The sequence below is a fragment of the Pseudomonas sp. No.117 genome, from assembly GCF_054558395.1.
The window spans coordinates 21,228-40,584 of the sequence record NZ_BAAJNP010000011.1 but is presented as its reverse complement, the minus strand read 5'-3'; the positions used below and the strand labels follow the sequence as shown (position 1 = coordinate 40,584).

The window sequence follows — 19,357 nt, the reverse complement described above, 5'->3', positions numbered from 1 at the left end:
CCGGCAGAAAACGCAGCGGTTTGTTACCAGGTAGCAACCCGGTTGCACCTGTTTCGCACCAAAACGTAACATCGTGCGCACACTGTGCCACCAAAGTAACCATGGCGGGCATGGGGGCCGACGACTCGGGCAGGCACCTGTCGGCCGGTCCTGCCGAGCGGCGAGAGAGCAGGAAAAAGCGGCCGATTTGCCCTCCCTGGGATGCGCAAATCGGCCGCTTGAGAGGGCCGCAACCAAGGGCGAGGCCCGGTTGCCGCCTGGTGTGGGAGCGTCGCTAGAGGACGACGCGCAGGCATTGCCCGGCGTGATAGAGGGTAAAGCCGGCCTCGTACATCAGGCTGCGCCACTGCCCGACCGGGTTGGCATCCAAGGAGGCCAGCGGCATGGGCAGGTCCTGGCGATCGCCACTGCACAGATAGCGGGCGAAGGCCTGCCCCACGACCGTGCCGGTGGTGACGCCGCGACCGTTGTAACCCGTCACCGCGAGCAGCCCCGGTGCCGGCTCGAACAGCCGCATCAGGTGATCGGGGGTGAAGGCGATCTGCCCCGTCCAGGTGCATTCCCACTCCACGCGACCGAGGGCGGGGAAGTAGTGCCGCTGGATCCGATCGGCCCAGGCCCGGATGAAGCCCGCCGGCCGCCCCGCCATGTTGCCGAGGCTACCCAGCAGCAGCCGGCCGTCGGCGTCCCGCCGGATGCTGCTGAGCACCGTTCGGGTGTCCCAGGAACCACGTCCCTGCGGCAGGATGAAGTCCGCTTCCGCGCCCAGGGGCCGCGAGGCCACCTGGTAGTAGTAGCCGGGGAAGAACTGCTTGCGCAGGCTGGTCCATTCGCCCTCGGTGTAGGCATTGGAGGCGATCACCACCTGATCGGCGGTGACCCGCCCCTGGGGGGTTTCCACCAGCCAGCGCTCGCCGACCCGCTGCAGGCGCCGCACCGCGGTCTGCTCGAACAGCTCGCCGCCTTCCTGGCGCAGCGCCTTGGCCAGGCCCTGGGCGTAGCCCATGGGCACCAGGGTGCCGGCACGATGATCGAGCAGCGCGCCACTGATGTCGCGCGTCCCGCAGGCGCTGTAGCAGGCCTCGCCTTCCAGCAGCTCGACCCGCGCGCCGCGTCGCTGCCACTGCTCGGCACGCTGACCGAGATCGGCCAGGCCTTTGGCGCTGTGGGCCATGTGCAGGGTACCGGCGCGGCGCGCCTGGCAGTCGATGCCATAGCGTTCGATCAGGGCGAACACCTGACTCGGCGCATCGCCCATCACCCCCAGCAGACGTTCGCCGACCTCCGGTCCCAGGGTGGCGACCGCCTCGTCCGGCGGGATCCACATGCCGGCATTGACCAGGCCGACATTGCGCCCGGAGCCGCCATGGCCGACGCCATGGGCCTCCAGCACCACCACCCGCCGCCCCGCCTGCGCCAGGTGCAGGCCGGTGGAGAGCCCGGTGAAGCCGGCGCCGATGACGCAGACCTCGGTATCCAACTCACCCTGCAGCGGCGCCCCTGGCACCGCCGGATACAGCCGCTCCCACAGGCACTCCTGACGCAACTGCATGTTCCCTGCGCTCCTTGGTGGGCGACTCAGTCGAAGACGATGCCCTGGGCCAGCGGCAGTTCGCGCGAGTAGTTGACGGTGTTGGTCTGGCGGCGCATGTAGGCCTTCCAGGCATCCGAGCCGGATTCGCGACCGCCACCGGTTTCCTTCTCGCCGCCGAAGGCCCCGCCGATCTCGGCGCCACTCGGACCGATATTGACGTTGGCGATGCCGCAGTCGCTGCCGGTGGCCGACATGAAGGCCTCGGCCTCGCGTACGTCGGTGGTGAAGATGCAGGACGACAGGCCCTGGGGCACGGCGTTGTTCAGCGCTACCGCCTCGTCGAAATCGTCATAGGTCAGCACATAGAGGATGGGCGCGAAGGTCTCGTGGCGCACCGCCTCGCTCTGCTCGGGCATCTCGACGATGGCCGGCGCCACGTAGTAGGCGTCCGGATACTGGTCGGCCAACTGGCGCTCACCGCCATGGACCACCCCACCCTCGCCCCGCGCCTGCTCCAGCGCGCCCTGCATGGCCTGGAAACTGGCCGCGTCGATCAGCGGACCGATCAGATTGCCCTCCAGCGGATGACCGATGCGGACTTTGGCATAGGCGGTCTTGAGTCGGGCGACGATCTCGTCCTTGACCGAACGATGGGCGATCAGGCGGCGCAGGGTGGTGCAGCGCTGGCCGGCGGTACCCACGGCGCTGAACAGGATGGCACGCACCGCCATGTCCAGATCGGCGCTCGGCGCGAGGATCATGGCATTGTTGCCGCCCAGTTCGAGGATGCTGCGCCCGAAGCGCGCCGCAACCCGCGGTCCTACCTCGCGGCCCATGCGGGTGCTACCCGTGGCGCTCACCAGTGCCACCCGCGGATCGTCCACCAGGGCTTCACCCGCCGCGCGATCGCCGACGATCACCTGGCTCAGATCGACCGGTGCATCACCAAAGCGTGCCAGGGCCTTCTCGAACAGCGCCTGGCAGGCCAGGGCGGTCAGCGGGGTCTTTTCCGAGGGCTTCCAGATCACCGGATTGCCGCAGACCAGGGCCAGGGCGGCGTTCCAGGACCAGACCGCCACCGGGAAGTTGAAGGCACTGATGATGCCCACCACGCCCAGCGGCTGCCAGCTCTCGCGCATATGGTGGCCGGGACGCTCGGAGGCAATGGTCAGGCCATAGAGCTGCCGCGACAGGCCCACGGCGAAATCGCAGATGTCGATCATCTCCTGGACTTCGCCCAGGCCCTCCTGGGTGATCTTGCCGGCTTCCCAGGACACCAGCTCGCCGAGATCGGCCTTGTGCGCCCGCAGCTCCTCGCCCAGCAGCCGTACCAGCTCCCCGCGACGCGGCGCCGGCACCGCGCGCCAGTCCTGGAAGGCCCGCTCGGCGCGGGAGATCTTCTGCTCCACCTCGGCGGCGCTTTCCAGGGCGACGCTGCCCAGTTGGCTACCGTCGATGGGGGAATGCACCCGGTGCTCGCCTTGGGTGTAGTGCTGGGCAGGTACGCCGAGGCGTTCCAACAGGGCCTTGCTCATGCTGAGGTCTCCGCAGTCTGGGAATCGTCCCTGAGTATGGTCAGGGCCGCGACGCCGGACAACCGACCTTTGCTCGGCATATCATTCCCTTTTTTCATGCCGCGAGCGCGCTCATGCAACGTCGCCACCTGCCGTCCATCACCGCCATGCAATGCTTCGAGGCGGTCGCGCGCCACCTGAGCTTTACCCGTGCGGCCGATGAACTGGCGCTGACCCAGAGCGCGGTCAGCAAGCAGGTCGCCCAGCTCGAGGATCTGCTGCAGCACAGCCTGTTCCGCCGGGTCCGCCGCCGCCTGCAACTGACCCCGGCGGGCGCCCTCTACCTGGCCGAGGTGGACAAGATCCTCAACCAGCTGGAGATGTCGGCGCGCTACCTGAGGTCCTACGGCGGCGAGACCGAGGTGCTGCGCGTGGCCACCCCACCGACCTTCGGTGAACGCTGGCTGGTACCCCGCCTGAAAGGCTGGCGCTGGAAACATCCCAATATCCACCTGGATGTTTCCAGCGCCCTGGAACCGGTGGACTTCCGCGATCCCCGCCATGACGTGGCGCTGTTCTATGGCCATGGCAGCTGGCCGGGTGCCGAGTGCGAGCTGCTGCTGCACGAGCACATGGTCGCGGTCTGCGCGCCGGACCTGCTGCCCGCCGAGGGTATCGCCGGGCCGGAGCAACTGGTGGACTTCGTCCTGCTGCAGAACACCACCCGCCCCGAATCCTGGCACGACTGGTACGCCAGCCAGGGGCGCGAGGAGGTGCACAGCCATCACGGGCCGCGCTTCGACACCTTTACCCTCTGCGCCCGCGCTGCCCAGGAAGGCTGCGGCGTGGCGCTGCTGCCGGAATTTCTGGTCGCCGAGGAATTGGCCTCTGGCCGCCTGGTGCTCGCCTGGCCGCACCGGTTGGCCAGCCCCCATGCCTATTGGCTGGCCTATCCGGAACAGATGGCCGAGGTGCCCAAGGTGCGCAGCTTCATCGAATGGATTCGCGAGAAGACGTAAGGCTTTGGCCAGTCGCGGCCATGGGTCGCTCCTACAGCGGGAGGCACGCCGGTTTATCGCGATCTTGCCGGGGCTAATGCCGGCTCGGATAGCCCCCTCTCCCTTCGGGAGAGGGTTGGGGTGAGGGCGCGCCCTTGCTACGACGTCTGAAGTGGAAAAGGCTGCGCCGTTTTCCACACTACGGATGTACTCCTATAGCGATAAGACAGTTGCATCACCCCAGGAGAAGCGGTCGCTACGGCGCACGGGCATGACAGCCATACAAGGTCTCCGGCACCGCCACCCAAAACGAAAAAACCCGGCCGAGGCCGGGTTTCTTCTTACACGAGGTCGACTCAGACGCCGGAGGCTTCCGCCGCCGCCACGTCCTTGATCGACAGCTTGATACGGCCGCGGTTGTCCACGTCCAGTACCAGTACCTTCACTTCCTGACCTTCCTTCAGCACGTCGGTGACCTTCTCGATGCGCTGATCGCTGATCTGCGAGATGTGCACCAGGCCATCCTTGCCGGGCAGGATGTTGACGAAGGCGCCGAAGTCGACGATGCGCTCCACCTTGCCGACGTAGATCTTGCCGATCTCGGCCTCGGCGGTGATGCCCAGGACGCGCTGCTTGGCCGCTTCAGCCGCTTCGCGGGTCTCGCCGTAGATCTTGATGGTGCCGTCGTCCTCGATGTCGATCGAGGCCTTGGTCTCTTCGCAGATACCGCGGATGGTGGCGCCACCCTTGCCGATCACGTCGCGGATCTTGTCCTGGTCGATCTTCATCGCCAGCATGGTCGGGGCGTTTTCCGACAGCTCGGCACGCGACTCGGAGATCACCTGGTTCATCTGGCCGAGGATGTTCAGACGCGCTTCCAGCGCCTGCTCCAGGGCGATTTCCATGATCTCTTCGGTGATGCCGTTGATCTTGATGTCCATCTGCAGGGCGGTGACGCCCTTGGCGGTACCGGCCACCTTGAAGTCCATGTCGCCCAGGTGGTCTTCGTCACCCAGGATGTCGGTCAGGACGGCGAACTTCTCGCCTTCCTTGACCAGGCCCATGGCGATACCGGCAACCGGCGCCTTGACCGGTACACCAGCGTCCATCAGCGCCAGGGAGGCACCGCACACCGACGCCATGGAGCTGGAGCCGTTGGACTCGGTGATCTCGGAGACCACGCGGATGCTGTAGGGGAAGGCTTCCTGGGTCGGCAGCATGGCCTGGATGCCACGGCGGGCCAGACGGCCGTGACCGATCTCGCGACGGCCCGGGCTGCCCATGCGGCCGCATTCGCCGACCGAGAAGGGCGGGAAGTTGTAGTGCAGCATGAAGCTGTCGCGGCGCTCGCCTTCCAGGGTGTCCAGCAGCTGGGCATCACGGGCGGTACCCAGGGTCGCGGTGACCAGGGCCTGGGTCTCGCCACGGGTGAACAGCGCCGAACCGTGGGTCTTCTTCAGCGGACCGACTTCGATCTGCAGCGGACGTACGGTGCGGGTGTCGCGGCCGTCGATACGCGGCTTGCCGTCGACGATGTTCTGGCGCACGGTGCGGTATTCCAGCAGACCGAAGGTCTCCTTGACCTCGGCTTCGCTGTACTGGCCGTTCTCACCGGTCAGCTTGGCGATGGCCTGGTCGCGCAGGGCACCCAGGGCCGCGTAGCGATCCTGCTTGATGGTGATGGTGTAGGCGCGGGACACGGCCTCGCCAACTTCGGCCTTGACGGCCTCGATCAGGGCGGTGTTCTCGGCGGGTGCCTGCCAGTTCCAGCTCGGCTTGCCGGCTTCGGCGGCGAACTGGCTGATGGCCTCGATGGCCACCTGGAATTCTTCGTGGGCGAACAGCACGCCACCCAGCATCTGGTCTTCGGTCAGCTCGTCGGCTTCGGATTCCACCATCAGCACGGCGTCACGGGTACCGGCCACGACCATGTCCAGGCTGGAGCTCTGCAGCTGCTCGTAGCTGGGGTTCAGCAGGTAGCCCAGTTCGCTGTGGTAGCCCACGCGCGCAGCACCGATGGGGCCGGCGAAGGGGATGCCAGAGATGGCCAGGGCGGCGGAGGTGCCGATCATGGCGGCGATGTCCGGATCGGACTTCTTGTTGGTGCTGACCACGGTGCAGACCACCTGGACTTCGTTGAGGAAGCCCTCGGGGAACAGCGGACGGATCGGGCGATCGATCAGACGCGAGGTCAGGGTTTCCTTCTCGGAAGGACGGCCTTCACGCTTGAAGTAGCCACCGGGGATACGGCCAGCGGCGTAGGTCTTCTCCTGGTAGTGCACGGACAGCGGGAAGAAGTCCTTGCCGACGGCGGGCTGCTTGGCACCGACCACGGTGACCAGCACGCTGACGTCATCGGTGGAGACCAGCACGGCACCGGTCGCCTGGCGCGCGATGCGGCCGGTTTCCAGGGTGAAGTTCTGCTCACCGAACTTGAATTGCTTGATTACTGGATTCACAGTCTTTCCTTCTCTTTATTGCCTTGGGGGAAACGGGGGCGACCAGAGGGATTCGGACCCTCGCTGATCTCCGGGTGACGCAGGCCGATTCTGTCGGCCTCTCAAGCAAAAAAGCCGGAGGCCGGCGCGAGCCGACCTCCAGCTTCAGACTGCTTGCAGCAGGTCTGCATCGTATTAACGACGCAGGCCCAGGCGAGCGATCAGGGCGCTGTAACGAGAGGTGTCCTTGGACTTCAGGTAGTCCAGCAGCTTACGACGCTGGTTGACCATGCGGATCAGACCACGACGGCTGTGGTGATCTTTGCCGTTGGCCTTGAAGTGACCTTGCAGCTTGTCGATGTTGGCGGACAGCAGTGCAACCTGCACTTCCGGGGAACCGGTGTCGCCTTCGCTCTGCTTGAACTCGTTTACGATCTGGGCTTTGTCTTCAACGCTCAGTGCCATGATAGGGCTCCTCTGAGGAACAGGCCGGGATGGATCCCGTGCTTAAGGAAAGAGGTGTGACCGTGCCTGCTGACAGCCACCCTCGGTATCGGTCTAGGACCGAATCAGTCTACGGGGAGCAACCTGCCCCTCGTCATCAATCTCGCCGATGCCGATGAAACGACCCTGGTCGTCCTGCACCCGCATCAAGCCGAATTTCGGTGCATTGGCCGCCCGAACGGGCTGACCGTGCAACCAGTAGTAGGCGCTGTGCTGCGTCAACTGCACCAGCGGCCAGTGTTCCAGGCCACTGTCGACCGGCAGCAGGAAGCGATCCAGCGCCGCGGAACCGCCTTCGGCGTGAGCCGCCTCCAGTTCTTCGAGGCTGATCGCCTGGGCCAATCCGAAGGGACCAGCCTGGGTACGACGCAACTCGGCCACATGGGCGCCGCAACCGAGACGGGCGCCGAGGTCTTCGACCAGGGTGCGCACATAGGTCCCCTTGCTGCAGGCCACTTCCAGCGTCGCGCGATCTTCCTGCAACGCCAGCAGTTCCAGACGAGCAATAGTAACAGAACGCGCCTCGCGCTCCACTACTTCGCCGGCACGCGCCAGCTTGTAGAGCGGCTGGCCGTCGCGTTTCAGCGCCGAATACATCGGCGGGATCTGCTCTATCTGGCCCCGGAAGGCCGGCAGCGCCGCCTGGATGGCAGCCTCGTCGACAGCGACCGCCCGTCGCTCCAGTACTTCACCCTCGGCGTCGCCGGTGGTGGTGGTGATGCCCAGCTGGGCCACGGTGCTGTAGCCCTTGTCGGCATCCAGCAGGTACTGGGAAAACTTGGTCGCCTCGCCGAAGCACAGCGGCAGCACGCCGGTGGCCAGGGGATCCAGGCTGCCGGTGTGCCCCGCCTTCTCGGCGTTGAGCAACCAGCGGACCTTCTGCAACGCGGCATTGGAGGAGAAGCCGCGGGGCTTGTCCAGTACCAGCACGCCGTGCACCTGACGGCGAATACGCTTGACCTGCGCCACCCCTACTCCTCCCCTTCGTGGCGACGGTCTTCGGCGACCGCCCGCTCGATCAGGGCCGACAGCTGGGCCCCCCGACGGATGCTCTCGTCGTACTGGAAGCTCAGTTGCGGAACGGTACGCAGCTTCATCGCCCGGCCCAGTTGCTGGCGCAGGAAGCCGGCGGCGTCCTTGAGGATGCCGATGTTCTGCTTGATGGCGTCGGCGTCGTCGTCCTTGCCGAGGACCGTGATATGCACCTTGGCATGGGACAGGTCGCGGGCGACGTCCACACCGGTGATGGTCACCATGCCCAGCCGCGGATCCTTGATCTCGCGCTGGATCAGCAGTGCCAGTTCACGCTGCATCTGATCACCGATGCGCTGGGTACGGCTGAATTCTTTGGCCATGTCGAAACTCTCGTACGAAAGGCCGCAGACGCTCGGCCTGCCAGCCATGAACCTTGGAAACGCGAACGGCAAGTCCGCACCTGGCAGGGGTCTGCCAGGTCCGTGACCTGCCGTCCGGGTGCGGGGTCGTCGTTACAGCGAACGGGCGACCTGCACCTTCTCGAACACTTCGATCTTGTCGCCGACGCGCACGTCGTTGTAGCTCTTCACGCCGATACCGCATTCCATGCCGGCACGGACTTCGGCGACGTCATCCTTGAAGCGACGCAGGGATTCCAGCTCGCCTTCGAAGATGACCACGTCTTCGCGCAGCACACGGATCGGACGGTTGCGGTGCACCATGCCCTCGGTGACCATGCAGCCGGCGACGGCGCCGAACTTGGGCGAACGGAAGACATCGCGGACTTCGGCGATACCCAGGATGTTCTCCCGGACGTCACTGCCCAGCATGCCGGTCAGCGCCTTCTTCACGTCTTCGATGATGTCGTAGATGACGTTGTAGTAGCGCATGTCGAGGCCTTCCTGCTCGACGATCTTCCGCGCCCCGGCATCGGCCCGGACGTTGAAGCCGAACAGCACGGCATTGGACGCCAGCGCCAGGTTGGCATCGCTCTCGGTGATGCCACCGACGCCACCACCGACCACCCGGACCTGGACTTCGTCGTTGCCTAGACCGGACAGCGAACCCTGCAGCGCCTCGAGGGAGCCACGGACATCGGACTTGAGCACGATGTTGAGGGTCTTCTTCTCGTCCTGGCCCATGTTCTCGAAGATGTTCTCGAGCTTGCCGGCGTGAGCGCGGGCCAGCTTGATCTCGCGGAACTTGCCCTGACGGAACAGGGCCACTTCACGGGCCTTCTTCTCGTCGGTCAGCACGGTGAGTTCGTCACCGGCGTCCGGGGTGCCGTCCAGGCCGAGGATCTCAACCGGGATGGACGGGCCGGCTTCCTTGATCGGCTTGCCGTTCTCGTCGAGCATGGCGCGGATACGGCCGAAGTTGACGCCGACCAGCGCCATGTCGCCCTGACGCAGGGTACCGTTCTGCACCAGCACGGTGGCGACCGGACCACGACCCTTGTCCAGGCGCGATTCGATGACCACACCGCGACCGGGTGCTTCCGGCGTGGCGGTCAGTTCGAGCACCTCGGCCTGCAGCAGGATGGCTTCGAGCAGCTCGTCGACGCCGGTACCGGCCTTCGCCGAGACGTGCACGAACTGGGTATCGCCGCCCCACTCTTCCGGGATGACCTGACGACCGGCCAGATCGTGCTTGACGCGATCCGGATCGGCATCGGGCTTGTCGATCTTGTTGACTGCGACGACGATGGGTACACCGGCCGCCTTGGCGTGCTGGATGGCTTCCTCGGTCTGCGGCATGACGCCGTCATCGGCCGCCACCACCAGGATGACGATGTCGGTGGCCTGGGCACCCCGGGCACGCATCGCGGTGAACGCGGCGTGGCCGGGGGTATCCAGGAAGGTCACCATGCCACGCTCGGTTTCCACGTGGTAGGCACCGATGTGCTGGGTGATGCCACCGGCTTCGCCCGAGGCGACCTTGGCGCGGCGGATATAGTCCAGCAGCGAGGTCTTGCCGTGGTCGACGTGACCCATGACGGTCACCACCGGCGCGCGGTGCATGGCCTTGCCGCCCTCGAACTTGAGGGATTCCGCCAGTTGATCTTCCAGGGCGTTCTCGTTGACCAGCTTGACCTTGTGGCCCAGCTCTTCGGCCACCAGCTGCGCCGTCTCGCGGTCGAGCACCTGGTTGATGGTGGCGGGAGACCCCATCTTGAACATGAACTTGATGACTTCGGCGGCCTTCACCGACATCTGCTGAGCAAGCTCAGAGACGGTGATGGTCTCGCCTAGATTGACTTCGCGCACTACAGGTCCTGTCGGGCTCTGGAACCCGTGTTGGTTTCGCTTCTTGAGTCGCGACTTGCCACCGCGACCGCCACGCCGGCCAAAGCCTTCTTCCTCGTCGTCGCCACTGCGCACGGTACGGGGAGCGGCGACCTTGTCCTTGATCGACGGGCGATGCTGGGCGTTCTTGCGCTCACGGCGCTCGTCTTCGTCGCGCTTGCTGCTCGGTGCAGGGTGCACGGGACGGCGCGGCTCTTCGCGCTTGCGCTCGGCAGCGGGGTCGGCTTTCTTGACCTCGGCGACCGGCTCGGCAGCGGGCTGCTGCTCGGCCACCACCGCCGGGGCTTCCGCCGCGACCGGCGCGGCAGCTTCGGCGGCGACCGCCTGCTGCGCGGCCTGGGCGGCGGCTTCGGCCTGCTGCTGCGCAGCCGCTTCGGCGGCGCGCTGGGCTTCTTCCTCGGCCCGTGCCTGGGCAGCGGCTTCTTCGGCCGCGCGCAGGGCTTCCTGCTCGCGGCGCTGTTCGGCCTCGAGCTCGGCGGTGCTGCGCTTGACGAAGGTCTTCTTCTTGCGCACTTCCACACTCACCGTCTTGCTACCCGCCACTTTCAGCGTGGTCTGGGTCTTGCGCTGCAGGGTGATCTTGCTCGGCTCGTCGAGCTGCGCAGTCCCCTTCAGGTGCGTCAGCAGCGCCTGCTTTTCCGCATCGCTCACCAGCTGCTCGGCGCTGTTATGCGTCAGGCCCGCCTCGCGCATCTGCTGTAGCAGACGTTCCACCGGCGTATTGACCGTTTGGGCCAGTTCTTTCACCGTGACTTGCGTCATGCACTTCTCTCCTCAGACTGCGCCGCTTACTCGAACCAATGGGCACGGGCAGCCATGATCAGCTTGCCGGCACGCTCTTCGGTCATGCCGTTGATGTCGAGCAGGTCGTCGATCGACTGCTCGGCGAGCTCTTCGCGATTCACCACGCCACGCTGGGCCAGCGCGCTGGCGAGCTGGGGGTCCATGCCGTCGAGGGTCAGCAGATCTTCGCTGGGGCTCTTCTGTTCTTCGGTCGCGATGGCCCGGGTCAGCAGGCGATCCTTGGCCCGGGTTCGCAGCTCGTTGACGATGTCTTCGTCGAAGCCATCGATGTTGAGCATCTCTTCCATGGGGACGTAGGCCACTTCCTCAAGGGAGGTGAAACCTTCTTCCACCAGCACCTGCGCCAGTTCCTCGTCGACATCCAGCTCGTCGATGAAGCGCTGGATGATGTCGCCGGTCTCGGCCTGCTGCTTGGCGTTGATGTCCGCTTCGGTCATCACGTTCAGCGTCCAACCGGTCAACTGGCTGGCCAGGCGCACGTTCTGGCCGCCGCGGCCGATGGCCTGGGCCAGGTTGTCCTCGGCGACCGCGATGTCCATGGTGTGGCTGTCTTCGTCGACAATGATCGAGGCGACTTCAGCCGGGGCCATGGCGTTGATGACGAACTGCGCCGGGTTGTCGTCCCAGAGGACGATGTCGACGCGCTCGCCACCCAGCTCACCGGATACCGCCTGGACGCGCGAACCGCGCATGCCGATGCAGGCACCCTGGGGATCGATGCGCTTGTCCTTGGAGCGGACCGCGATCTTGGCGCGGGAACCCGGATCGCGGGCAGCGGCCATGACATCAATCAGCTGCTCGGAGATCTCCGGCACCTCGATGCGGAACAGCTCGATCAGCATCTGCGGATCGGTCCGCGACAGCATCAGCTGCGGACCGCGGTTCTCCGTGCGGATCTCCTTGAGCAGGGCGCGCAGACGCACGCCCATGCGGAAGGTCTCGCGGGGAATGATGTGCTCACGCGGCAACAGGGCCTCGGCATTGTTGCCCAGGTCGACGATGACGCTGTCACGGGTGACCTTCTTGACGGTACCCGAGATGATCTCGCCGACCTTTTCGCGGTAGGCATCCACCACCTGGGCCCGCTCGGCCTCGCGCACCTTCTGCACGATCACCTGCTTGGCGGTCTGAGCAGCGATCCGACCGAACTCGATGGACTCGATCTTCTCCTCGATCACCTCACCGGCCTTGACGCCAGGATGCTCTTCCTGGGCGTCTTCCACCGTCAGATGCGAATCGGGCAACTGATAGTCCTGGTCTTCCACCACGGTCCAGCGGCGGAAGGTTTCGTAGCTGCCGTTGTGTCTGTTGATCGACACCCGCAGATCCACATCTTCTTCATAGCGTTTCTTGGTAGCCGTGGCGAGAGCCAACTCCAGTGCCTCGAAGATGACGCCGGGTGGAACACCCTTCTCGTTCGAAACAGATTCCACTACCAGCAGAACTTCTTTGCTCATCTTACGCCTCGTATTCGCAATCCTTGGGATCCGCGGTCTCGCGCTCAAATCACTCGAAACGGGGAACGACGTTGGCCTTGTCGATCATCTCGATGGGCAGCAGATACTCATGCTCGTCCACCTGCACCACGACGTCCTGGTCTTCCACACCGCGCAGCAAACCCTGGAAATTACGTCGCCCTTCGAAGGGCGACCGAAGTTTGACCTTGACCTGTTCACCGGCATGGGCAGCGAATTGCTCCAGCGTGAACAGCGGTCTATCCATACCGGGGGAAGACACCTCGAGGGTGTATTCATTGGTGATGGGATCTTCCACATCGAGTACGCCGCTGACTTGGCGGCTGACCTTCTCGCAGTCTTCCACGAGGATGCCATTGGGATGATCGATGTAGACACGCAGTAGCGAATGCCGCCCTTGGGAGATGTACTCGACACCCCAGCAGACATAGCCAAGCGCCTCGACGACGGGGGCCAGCAAGGCCTGCAACTGTTCTAGCTTGCTCGACACCTGGTTGCCTCGCGTTTTTTGAGAATAAAAAATGGGCATTACGCCCATCCCTAAGAGGTCTGCGCAAGAAAGCGCGACCCGAACTGTCCAGCCAACAAAAAGCCCCTATAAAGGGGCTTTAAAAAACTGGTTGCGGGGGCTGGATTTGAACCAACGACCTTCGGGTTATGAGCCCGACGAGCTACCAGACTGCTCCACCCCGCGTCAAAGCTGGAGCGAGATTATATTCAACTGAACTCTAGGAGTCAACCTACTCTCTCGCCGCGTCCTGCTGGACGTCTTTGCTATTTGCAAATTGGTGCCGAAGATGGGACTCGAACCCATACAGCCTGTGGCCACTACCCCCTCAAGATAGCGTGTCTACCAATTCCACCACTTCGGCATGAAACCTTTGAAACTTACTTGGACTCCTGGGGCACGTCCCCGGAAGTACCGCCCTGGGCAGCACGCGGCTGCGTCAGAGGAACATCGTTACCATCCTGCTTCGGCTGAGGAGCCTGCTGGACCGGCTGAGTGGGGAGACCCCCCTCACGCAGACCCAGCGCACGGTCTTTGGCGAAATACCCCAGACCCAGGCTAGTCGCGAAAAAAACCGCGGCTAGTATAGCAGTAAAACGACTCAGAAAGGTAGCAGAACCTTGACTACCGAACACGGTACCCGAGGCGCCCGCACCAAAGGACGCACCGGCCTCGGCACCCTTGCCCTGCTGCATCAATACCAACGCGATCAGGCCAAGCGCCATCAGCAAGTGGACCACGACAACTGCAGTTTCCAACATTATCCACGTCCTGCAGCGCGGCAAATCGCACTGAACTCTTCAGCATTCAGGGAGGCTCCACCCACCAGCCCCCCATCGATATCCGGCATGCCGAACAACTCGGCAGCATTGGCGGCCTTGACACTGCCGCCATACAACAGCTGGAGGCCTTCAGCGATTCCAGCATCGGCTTCGCGCACCAGGGCGCGAATCGCCGCATGAACCTCTTGCGCCTGCTCCGGCGTCGCCGTGAGCCCGGTGCCTATCGCCCAGACCGGCTCGTAGGCCACCACGGCGTTGGCGAAAGCCGCTACGCCAACCGCCTCGATGACCGCCTTCAGCTGGCCACCCACGACGTCCAGCGTGCGCTCGGCCTCCCGCTCCTCGCGGGTCTCGCCGACGCAGAGTACGGGAATCATCCCGCCCTCCTGGATGGCCGCGAATTTCTTCGCCACCACCGCGTCATCCTCGCCCAGCAAGGCACGTCGCTCGGAGTGCCCCACCAGTACGTAGCGACAACCGAACTCCGCCAACTGGGTCGAGGATACCTCACCCGTCAGGGCCTTCTCGCCCGCGACGGAAGCACAGGTCTGCGCTCCCACCGCCAGCGACGTTGCCGCCAGACCTTCAGCCACCCCAGGCAGATGCACCAATGTCGGAATCACCACGACATCGACGCCCGCCACACCGTCCAACCCTTTCAAGCCTGCGACCAGCGCCGACACGCTCTGCAGCGAGCCATGCATTTTCCAGTTACCGGCAACCAGGGAACGACGCATGCGTTTTACCTCAGGGAGCGAAGTGGGCGCAGATGTTACTCAATCGAAAACAGGCATGCAAGCAAATCAAGCACATACCTCGGTTATCAGTTGAGCGAGGGCTTCGGCGTGAGCGCGCACCTCGCGCTCGTTCTCGCCCTCGACCATGACCCGCAGCAGCGGCTCGGTACCGGACTTGCGCAGCAGCACCCGCCCCTTGCCGGCCATCTTCTCGGTGACCTCGGCGCTGGCCTGCTTGACCCGTGGATTCTCCAGGGGATCCTGGCCGCCACCGAATCTTACGTTGATCAGCACCTGCGGGCACTTGCGCAGCGCCATGCGCGCCTGGGCCAGGGTCTGACCGGCATTGCGCAGGGCGATGAGCACCTGCAGCGCCGCGATGGTCGCATCACCGGTGGTGGTGTACTGGCAGCAGACCACGTGCCCGGAATTCTCGCCACCCAGCACCCAGTTGCGCTCCAGCAGTTCGGCCATCACATAGCGATCGCCGACCTTGGCTCGCACGAAGGGAATATCCAGCTCGGCCAGACCCAGCTCGAGACCGAGATTGCTCATCAGGGTACCCACCACCCCGCCTTCGAGGCGGCCGCGGCGCTTGAGGTCGCGGGCGATCAGGTAGAGCAGCTCGTCGCCGTCCACCGCCGCCCCGGTGTGATCCACCATCAGTACCCGGTCGCCGTCGCCATCGAAGGCGATACCGATGTCGGCGTGCTGATCCAGCACCGCCTGCTGCAGCCCCTCCAGGTGTGTGGAACCGCAATTCTTGTTGATGTTGAGCCCGTCGGGCTGCACACCCAGTACACTGACATCCGCGCCCAGCTCCCGGAAGACACTGGGGGCGATCTTGTAGGTGGCACCATTGGCGCAATCCAGCACGATCTTCATCCCGGCGAAGCTGGTGCCGGTGGGCACGCTGCTCTTGCAGAACTCGATGTAGCGGCCGGCGGCATCGTTGATGCGCGAGACCTTGCCGATGCGCGCCGAATCGACCACGGTCATGGGCGTATCGAGCAGTTCTTCGATCATGGTTTCCAGCTCATCGGGCAGCTTGGTACCGGCGCCGGAAAAGAACTTGATGCCATTGTCGTAGTAGGGATTGTGCGAGGCACTGATCACGATGCCCGCGCTGGCCTGGAAGGTCCGCGTCAGATAGGCGATCCCCGGCGTGGGCATGGGCCCGAGCAGCATGACGTCCGCACCGGCCGCGGACAGCCCGGCCTCCAGCGCGGATTCGAACATGTACCCCGAATTGCGGGTGTCCTTGCCAACCAGCACCCGGCAACCGCCACGGCTGCGGAAGGCGATACCCGCCGCCCAGCCCAGCTTGAGCATGAAGTCCGGCGTAATGGGATAGGTCCCGACCTTGCCGCGAATGCCATCGGTTCCGAAATACTTTCTTGCCATCAGTTGTGTTCCTGCCTGAAGCCCTCGACCGCGGTGATCATCTTCACCACGTCCACCGTTTCCGCCACGTCATGAACCCTGAGGATCTGGGCACCCTTGGCCAGTGCCAGGGCCGCCAGGGCCAGACCACCGGCCAGGCGCCCCTCGACGGGCCGCCCGGTGACCGCGCCGATCATGCTCTTGCGCGAGACACCCACCAGCAAGGGTAGCCCAAAGGCGAGCAACTCGGTTTGTCGTTTGAACAGCTCGAGGTTGTGCTCCAGGGTCTTGGCGAAGCCGTAGCCCGGATCCAGCACCAGCCGCTCGCGGGAGATACCGGCCGCCTCGCAGCGCGCGATCTGTTCGGCGAGGAAGGCCCCGACCTCGCCTGCGACATCGGTGTAGACGGGTGCCTGCTGCATGGTGCTCGGCTCGCCGCGCATGTGCATCAGGCACACCGCCAGGTCGGTCGCGGCGGCGGCTTCCAGGGCGCCAGGTCGGCGCAAGGAACGGACGTCGTTGATCAGGCCGGCGCCCGCCAGGGCGCCTTCGCGCATGACCGCGGGCGTGGAGGTGTCCATGGAGATGACGACATCCAGCTCCCGGGCGATCGCCTCGATCACTGGCACGACGCGATCGAGCTCTTCCGCTTCGGCTACCGCTGGCGCCCCTGGCCGGGTGGATTCCCCGCCGACATCGATGATGGCCGCACCGGCCGCCACCATGCCTTCCGCATGGCGCAAGGCGCTTTCAACCGCCGTGTAGCGGCCGCCGTCGGAGAAGGAATCGGGGGTGACGTTGAGGATGCCCATGACTTTGGGCGTGTCAAAAACAAGAACCCGATTGCCGCAGGGCAATCGGGTCGAAGGAAACGGATTGAACATGGGTGTTTCAGTGTTCTCCAGCCGGACCACCGATGGGCGTTTCCGGACGATCGCTGCCGCTCTGCGGGGACGCCGGGGCGTCGCCGGTCGGGCCGCCACGATCATGCCAGTCACGCGGTTCGCGCGGGACCTTGCCCGCCATGATGTCATCGATCTGGTCGGAATCGATGGTCTCGTACTTCATCAGCGCATCGGCCATGAGTTCGAGCTTGTCGCGATTCTCGTCGAGCAGTCGCTTGGCGGTGTTGTAGCAGTCATCGATGATCCGGCGGATTTCCAGATCGATCAGCTTGGCCGTCTCGCCCGACATGTTGCCGGCGCCACCACCACCGGAACGACCCAGGTAGCCTTCGTTCTCTTCCTCGCCATAGAGCAGCGGACCGAGCTTCTCGGACAGGCCCCACTTGGTGACCATGTTCCGGGCCAGGGAGGTCGCGCGCATGATGTCGTTGGAAGCGCCGGTGGTCACGCCCTCGAAGCCCAGCGTCATCTCCTCGGCGATACGGCCGCCGAACAGCGAGCAGATCTGGCTTTCCAGGGCACGCTTGGACAGGCTGTAGCGATCCTCCTCGGGGAGGAACATGGTCACGCCCAGGGCGCGGCCACGGGGAATGATGGAAACCTTGTAGACCGGGTCGTGCTCGGGCACCAGGCGACCGACGATGGCATGACCTGCCTCGTGGTAGGCGGTGTTGCGCTTCTCCTTCTCGGACATGACCATGGTCTTGCGCTCGGCGCCCATCATGATCTTGTCCTTGGCCAGCTCGAACTCGCGCATGTCGACAATGCGCTTGTTGGCTCGGGCGGCGAACAGCGAAGCCTCGTTGACCAGGTTGGCCAGGTCGGCACCCGAGAAGCCCGGAGTACCCCTCGCGATGACGCCGGCATCGACACGCTCGCCGACGGGAACCTTGCGCATGTGCACCTTGAGGATCTGCTCGCGGCCCCGGATGTCCGGCAGGCCGACCACGACCTGACGGTCGAAACGACCGGGGCGCAGCAGCGCAGGGTCGAGGACATCGGGCCGGTTGGTGGCGGCGATGACGATGATGCCATCGTTCATCTCGAAGCCGTCCATCTCGACCAGCAACTGGTTCAGGGTCTGCTCACGCTCGTCGTGACCACCGCCCATGCCATTGCCACGATGGCGGCCGACTGCATCGATCTCGTCGATGAAGATGATGCAGGGTGCGTGTTTCTTGGCCTGGTCGAACATGTCGCGAACGCGGCTGGCACCCACGCCGACGAACATCTCGACGAAGTCGGAACCGGAGATGGTGAAGAACGGCACCTTGGCCTCGCCCGCCACGGCCTTGGCCAGCAGGGTCTTACCGGTACCGGGCGAGCCGACCATCAGCACGCCACGGGGAATGCGGCCGCCCAGGCGCTGGAACTTGCCTGGATCACGGAGGAACTCGACCAGCTCGGTGACCTCTTCCTTGGCCTCGTCGCAACCGGCGACGTCGGCGAAGGTGGTCTTGACCTGGTCTTCCGACAGCAGCCGCGCCTTGCTCTTGCCGAAGCTCATGGGTCCGCCGCGACCGCCGGCACCACCCTGCATCTGGCGCATGAAGAACATGAAGACCGCGATGATCACCAGGATTGGGAAGCTGGCCACCAGCAGCTGAGTCCAGATGCTCTGCTGCTCGGGCTGCTTGCCGGTGATGGTGACGCTGTTGTTGACCAGGTCGCCGATCAGGCCATTGTCCTGGATCGCCGGCCGGATGGTCTTGAAGGGATCGCCATCCCGATGCTTGCCGGTGATGACATAGCCATCCACGGTCACGCTCTCGATCTGCCCGTCCTTCACCTGCTGGATGAAGTCGGAGTAGTTGAGCGTTTGGGGTTCGTTGGGGCTGGAGAAGTTGTTCATCACGGTGACGAGCACCGCGGCGATGATCAGCCACAGGATCAGATTCTTTGCCATGTCGTTCAATTGACTACCCTCTGCGCCGGTTTCGTGGGTAAACCGTTCGAAGCGAAACCGGCAGTGACCGGTAAGTTACTACACAAAGCCTGGCCCACGGCAGACATCGTCTGTAACGCTATATGAGTCTTCTGCCTTTGACTCTAGGGCAAGGCAGACGTTGCGGCTATCAATTCTCTCAATTGCCCCTAAAACCGCGACCCAATAGAGATTGCTGGCGCGATCTGGTCCCGCGACGCGGACAGCGGCGCCAGAGCCCCGCACGCGGGACGCATACCACCTGCAGGCAGATGGCAACGCCTGCACCCCGCAGCGCCCCGGATCACTCCAGCGTACTCAGCTCGCTCATATGGGGGCCAAGTGGGAAATAACAAGGCCCTTTACAGCCGACCCGTGTATTGCCGAGGCGGACCGTTACGGTAACCCGCCCTACTGGATTGCGGCAGCAAATTGCCGTCGGGATCTCGCCGTCCTTCCAGGGCGCCTTGACCTCGCCCACTCCAAGGTATTCCTTGAGCAGGGACGACAGCCCTCGCCGGGCACGACGCTAAGTTTTCGCGTATCGCTGGGCGACACCGGGCAGCTGGG

At 64.5% G+C, this 19,357-nt stretch carries 15 protein-coding genes and 2 tRNA genes; 1 reads left to right on the top strand and 16 read right to left on the bottom strand.

Going from position 1 to position 19,357, the window contains the following annotated elements:
• Positions 1-274: 274 nt before the first annotated feature.
• Positions 275-1,552 carry an L-pipecolate oxidase gene (gene amaA / locus ACYJP6_RS23965; RefSeq protein ID WP_459478502.1) on the bottom strand — a complete coding sequence of 426 codons (1,278 nt, stop codon included), beginning with the start codon at positions 1,550-1,552 and terminating at the stop codon, positions 275-277.
• Positions 1,553-1,578: 26 nt separating this feature from the next.
• Entirely contained in the window at positions 1,579-3,069 is a 1,491-nt protein-coding gene (gene amaB / locus ACYJP6_RS23960) for an L-piperidine-6-carboxylate dehydrogenase (RefSeq protein ID WP_459478500.1), read from the bottom strand.
• A 113-nt stretch (positions 3,070-3,182) separates the two neighbouring features.
• Here amaB and ACYJP6_RS23955 point away from each other — a divergent pair, with 113 nt between their 5' ends.
• The gene (locus tag ACYJP6_RS23955) at positions 3,183-4,067 is read left to right on the top strand and encodes a LysR substrate-binding domain-containing protein (protein ID WP_459478498.1); all 885 of its coding nucleotides are present in this window, start codon (positions 3,183-3,185) and stop codon (positions 4,065-4,067) included.
• Positions 4,068-4,402: 335 nt separating this feature from the next.
• Here ACYJP6_RS23955 and pnp read toward each other — a convergent pair whose 3' ends face one another.
• From pnp to ftsH, 14 genes are all read right to left on the bottom strand, one after another.
• Entirely contained in the window at positions 4,403-6,505 is a 2,103-nt protein-coding gene (gene pnp, locus ACYJP6_RS23950; protein ID WP_459478496.1) for a polyribonucleotide nucleotidyltransferase, read from the bottom strand.
• 174 nt (positions 6,506-6,679) lie between these two features.
• Complete coding sequence (gene rpsO / locus ACYJP6_RS23945; RefSeq protein WP_007162645.1) at positions 6,680-6,949, bottom strand: 30S ribosomal protein S15; 270 nt, start codon at positions 6,947-6,949, stop codon at positions 6,680-6,682.
• Between the two features lie 93 nt (positions 6,950-7,042).
• Positions 7,043-7,957 (bottom strand): tRNA pseudouridine(55) synthase TruB, encoded by a 915-nt coding sequence (gene truB / locus ACYJP6_RS23940; protein ID WP_459478494.1) that lies wholly within the window; start codon positions 7,955-7,957, stop codon positions 7,043-7,045.
• A gap of 2 nt (positions 7,958-7,959) precedes the next feature.
• Positions 7,960-8,343, bottom strand: a complete 384-nt coding sequence (gene rbfA, locus ACYJP6_RS23935; RefSeq protein WP_007162647.1) for a 30S ribosome-binding factor RbfA — start codon at positions 8,341-8,343, stop codon at positions 7,960-7,962.
• Positions 8,344-8,475: 132 nt separating this feature from the next.
• Positions 8,476-11,031: a translation initiation factor IF-2 gene (infB, locus tag ACYJP6_RS23930; protein ID WP_459478492.1), complete on the bottom strand. Its 2,556-nt coding sequence runs from the start codon at positions 11,029-11,031 to the stop codon at positions 8,476-8,478.
• A 26-nt stretch (positions 11,032-11,057) separates the two neighbouring features.
• Entirely contained in the window at positions 11,058-12,530 is a 1,473-nt protein-coding gene (nusA, locus tag ACYJP6_RS23925; protein ID WP_145012190.1) for a transcription termination factor NusA, read from the bottom strand.
• A gap of 49 nt (positions 12,531-12,579) precedes the next feature.
• Positions 12,580-13,038: a ribosome maturation factor RimP gene (rimP, locus tag ACYJP6_RS23920; protein WP_059231836.1), complete on the bottom strand. Its 459-nt coding sequence runs from the start codon at positions 13,036-13,038 to the stop codon at positions 12,580-12,582.
• 127 nt (positions 13,039-13,165) lie between these two features.
• A tRNA-Met gene (locus ACYJP6_RS23915) sits at positions 13,166-13,242 on the bottom strand.
• Positions 13,243-13,334: 92 nt separating this feature from the next.
• Positions 13,335-13,420 (bottom strand) — tRNA-Leu (locus ACYJP6_RS23910).
• 16 nt (positions 13,421-13,436) lie between these two features.
• Entirely contained in the window at positions 13,437-13,817 is a 381-nt protein-coding gene (gene secG / locus ACYJP6_RS23905; RefSeq protein ID WP_459478489.1) for a preprotein translocase subunit SecG, read from the bottom strand.
• Positions 13,817-14,575, bottom strand: a complete 759-nt coding sequence (gene tpiA, locus ACYJP6_RS23900; RefSeq protein WP_459478487.1) for a triose-phosphate isomerase — start codon at positions 14,573-14,575, stop codon at positions 13,817-13,819. The genes secG and tpiA overlap by 1 nt, the downstream gene beginning before the upstream one ends.
• A gap of 66 nt (positions 14,576-14,641) precedes the next feature.
• Positions 14,642-15,979 carry a phosphoglucosamine mutase gene (gene glmM / locus ACYJP6_RS23895; RefSeq protein ID WP_459478485.1) on the bottom strand — a complete coding sequence of 446 codons (1,338 nt, stop codon included), beginning with the start codon at positions 15,977-15,979 and terminating at the stop codon, positions 14,642-14,644.
• Entirely contained in the window at positions 15,979-16,842 is an 864-nt protein-coding gene (folP, locus tag ACYJP6_RS23890; protein WP_459478483.1) for a dihydropteroate synthase, read from the bottom strand. The genes glmM and folP overlap by 1 nt, the downstream gene beginning before the upstream one ends.
• Positions 16,843-16,849: 7 nt before the next feature.
• Positions 16,850-18,769 carry an ATP-dependent zinc metalloprotease FtsH gene (ftsH, locus tag ACYJP6_RS23885; RefSeq protein ID WP_145012205.1) on the bottom strand — a complete coding sequence of 640 codons (1,920 nt, stop codon included), beginning with the start codon at positions 18,767-18,769 and terminating at the stop codon, positions 16,850-16,852.
• Between the last annotated feature and the right edge of the window lie 588 nt (positions 18,770-19,357).